This is a genomic window from Moorena sp. SIO4A5 (assembly GCF_010672005.1).
Lineage (GTDB): Bacteria > Cyanobacteriota > Cyanobacteriia > Cyanobacteriales > Coleofasciculaceae > Moorena.
Window position 1 is genome coordinate 1 of the sequence record NZ_JAAHHZ010000598.1, and the last position, 3,020, is coordinate 3,020.

3 protein-coding genes and 1 pseudogene are annotated in these 3,020 nt (G+C 44.0%); all 4 read left to right on the forward strand.

The window, feature by feature from the left end; translation table 11 throughout:
* Nucleotides 1–378: zinc ribbon domain-containing protein (locus F6K57_RS41630; protein WP_293075029.1), on the forward strand; the 378-nt coding region annotated here is incomplete at its 5' end.
* 42 nt (nt 379–420) lie between these two features.
* Complete coding sequence (locus F6K57_RS41635; RefSeq protein WP_293075032.1) at nt 421–642, forward strand: hypothetical protein; 222 nt, start codon at nt 421–423, stop codon at nt 640–642.
* A 292-nt stretch (nt 643–934) separates the two neighbouring features.
* On the forward strand, nt 935–2,449 hold the full coding sequence (locus tag F6K57_RS41640; protein WP_293075035.1) for a reverse transcriptase domain-containing protein: 1,515 nt from the start codon (nt 935–937) through the stop codon (nt 2,447–2,449).
* Nucleotides 2,450–2,798: 349 nt separating this feature from the next.
* Nucleotides 2,799–3,020, forward strand: a pseudogene (locus F6K57_RS41645) (STAS/SEC14 domain-containing protein); the annotation flags it as partial.

The following is a 3,020-nucleotide window of genomic DNA, read 5'->3' on the forward strand; positions in this document are numbered from 1 at the left end:
AATGAAAGACATAAAAATGGCTCAATAATGGGGAAACGGGGTAACCAAAACTTTGTGGTTATACCCACAAAAAGATTAATCAACAGACTCGAACAACTATGCCCTGAGTACGGCATAAAATTAACGGTAACAGAGGAATCTTATACTAGCAAAGCGTCTTTATTGGATGAGGATTCATTACCTAAACACGGTGAAAAACCCAGTGGATGGAAACCTTCCGGCAAAAGAGTAAGGCGTGGTTTGTACAAGTCTTCTAAAGGATACCTGGTGAATGCTGATTGTAATGGTGCTGGAAACATTGCCAGGAAAGTAGCTGTACAGTTAGGTCTTGATCTAACCAAGGCAGGTAGGGGAGCTTTGACACTCCCACATCGATAGTGCGGCTCGTTCTTACTAAGAGTCTAGGGAAAACCTAGAGGTATGAGTAAGGGGATTCGCGAGGTCAAAAACCTCAAAATCCTAACTGTTCTAAGGATGCAGGTGAAAGCCCTGCCCCTGAGGAGACAGGTGACTCCCTACCTGGCCACACCGAGGAAGGCGGCAACCTTTCAGAGTGAAGCTGGCATCAGGGCGGAATCAGAGGCAAAACAGATTAGCCACACTGCCGCTAACGGGGAGATGACATGGATAAACAGTTCCTAGAAAAGTGTCTTAGTGGGAAGCCACAATCTGAAAATAAAATGTGGACTACATTTCCTCATTCTCACAGCGATTTTATCGAGTTAGCTGTAATCTCCGAGAAGGAAATAGGCAAAGTGGAACATCCTAAATCATCAAATAATCTAAGGAACGGAACGAGTAAAAACGACGGCAAATAGAGGTCTGGGGAAAGGTCGAAACCCCGGTAAGTTATGCCAAACTTAATCCCTCCCGTCGGGTAAGATGTGCCCAAAACTGAGCACGGGTATTCAGAGTAAACAAACTGGAGAAGAGCATGGGTAGACACAGACATCAAAAATCTAGTGACCTCTGGAAAGGACAAAACTGGAAACAACTCCGGAAGAACCTTTTCCGCCTACAAAAGAGAGTTTACAAAGCAGTTCAAGCTGGTGACTTACGGAAAGCAAGGTCTCTACAGAAACTGATTCTAAAATCTCGTTCAGCACAACTTTTGGCCATCCGTCAAGTGACACAGCTCAACCAGGGTAAAAAAACCGCCGGTATCGACGGAAAAACAGCCCTGAAATACAGTGAGAGATTCGAGTTACTTAAAAAGCTAGTATCCAGTGCGGAAAATTGGACGCACCTAGGACTACGGGAAATCCCAATACCTAAGAAAAACGGGGGTACAAGAATGCTGAAAGTACCGACAATCGCTGACAGAGCATGGCAATGTCTAGCAAAATTCGCTCTTGAACCAGCACATGAAGCCACGTTTCATGCCCGAAGTTACGGGTTCAGAACAGGCAGAAGTGCCCATGATGCACACAGACAAGTAGCAAATCATCTGCAATCCAATAAAAATGGCATCACCAAAAGAGTAATTGAACTAGACATCAAAAAGTGCTTCGACCGTATCTCCCATAAATCTATTATGGATAAGTTAATTGCACCATCAGGCTTAAAACACGGGATTTTCAAATGCTTAAAGGCAGGAGTAAATCCCGAATTCCCTGAGCAAGGAACTCCCCAAGGAGGTGTGGTCAGCCCGCTACTCGCCAATATCGCACTTGATGGAATAGAGAATATTCACCCAAGTATACGGTACGCCGATGATATGGTAATTTTTCTAAAGCCAAAAGATAACGCAGGAAAGATTCTGAATAAAATCAGGACCTTTCTAGCAGAACGAGGAATGGAAATCAGTGAAGAAAAGACTAAGCTAACCAAAGCGACAGATGGATTTGATTTCCTGGGCTGGTATTTTCGAGTCCAGTACGACGGGAGATTCAAGAGTTACCCCGCTAAGGAGAACCTCAAGAAATTCCTCAAGAAAGTAAAAACCATAGTCAACAGCTCGAATTATGGTGCAGAAATCAAAGCAAAAAAAATAGCGCCCATCGTACGAGGCTGGAGAAACTACCACAAATGGTGCTGTATGGAAGACTCTCCATATAATCTCTACTTTCCGATGAAAACTGCTGAAAGAAAATTCAGAAAGCAGAAATCTATAAATCGGCACGAATCTAAAAGATTATTGGATAAAGCTTTTCCTAAAGTATCATGGAAAGAAAACGGCCACACAATGGTAAAAGGAACTAAGTCCCCCTACGACGGAGACTTAGCCTACTGGAGCCAAAGAAATAGTAAATTGTACGATAACGCTACATCAAAAGCCTTGAAAAAGCTAAACCATTCCTGTGGATACTGCGGCCTAAAACTAAAAGGCGACGAATCTGTACACCTTCATCATATCGATGGAAACCACGACAATTGGAAGCCAAAGAACCTAATGGCCGTACATCAAAGTTGTCATCAACTCATCCATGGGGGCAAGTCGAGAGACTAGGATATCTAGGAGCTGGATGAGGGGAAACCTTCACGTCCAGATTTGAAGGAGAGGTGCCCTGGGTAATGCCAGGCATCGACTCTAATTGATATTTTTAATTCTCTTAAAAAATCATATCGAACAAGAAGCGTTCGCGTAGCGTCGGCGAAAGCCGATAGTGGCACGGGAAAACCGCTGCCACGTAGCAACATTGTAGAATCCCCCGTGCTTCAGCCGGGGGAGATGTCAAGAGCAGTTACTTAGAGCTGTTGAACAACTCAGTTTATCTGAACTGGAGAACGTTGGAGCATACATCATATCCCTCCAGGCACAACGCAAAGCACCCAGGCTTTCTTCAGATCAGGCTAGGTTGCTAATTACTATTAATCAAGGTATACCAGCAGACATTCAAAACCGCTACGATGAACTGATTGAAAAACGAAGAATGGAGATGCTGACACCTGATCAGTATAGGGAACTTTTGGCTTTAAGTGATCAAGTGGAAACCATCGAAGCTAAACGTGTCGAAGCCATGGCAGAATTAGCTCGTTTGCGCCAAATATCCTTAAGCACCCTGATGGCAGATTTGGAT

Excerpts from the sequence above, each read along its gene's own strand:
- F6K57_RS41635 (WP_293075032.1), top strand. The coding sequence starts at position 421 with ATGAGTAAGGGGATTCGCGAGGTCAAAAACCTCAAAATCCTAACTGTT.
- F6K57_RS41640 (WP_293075035.1), top strand. The coding sequence starts at position 935 with ATGGGTAGACACAGACATCAAAAATCTAGTGACCTCTGGAAAGGACAA.